This window comes from Caldivirga sp. UBA161 (assembly GCF_002506515.1).
Taxonomy (GTDB): domain Archaea; phylum Thermoproteota; class Thermoprotei; order Thermoproteales; family Thermocladiaceae; genus Caldivirga.
This window is the reverse complement of the sequence record NZ_DAXS01000006.1, coordinates 1-263: the sequence shown is the minus strand read 5'-3', so window position 1 is coordinate 263 and position 263 is coordinate 1. Positions and strand designations below refer to the sequence as shown.

1 pseudogene is annotated in these 263 nt (G+C 40.7%); it reads right to left on the bottom strand.

The annotated features are described in order from the left end of the window. Positions 1-263: pseudogene (locus tag BP896_RS00575) on the bottom strand (ABC transporter ATP-binding protein); the annotation flags it as partial.

Sequence of the window (263 nt, the reverse complement as noted above, 5' to 3'; positions counted from 1 at the left end):
GACAATTGATGAGGATACTTAGTTAAAACATCCCTAGTCAACCCAACACTCTCCAATGCATCTCCTGCAATCTTAATTGCATCCAACCTTGAAACACCCCTAATGATTAGTGGCTCAATCATCTGATCCATTATTCTAAGTACAGGGTTAAGGGAGTTCATGGAGCCTTGAGGAACCATGGCTATCTTAACCCACCTATAATTCCTCCTAAACTCCTCCTCACTAAGCTTAAGAATATCAACACCTTCAAAAATAACCTCACC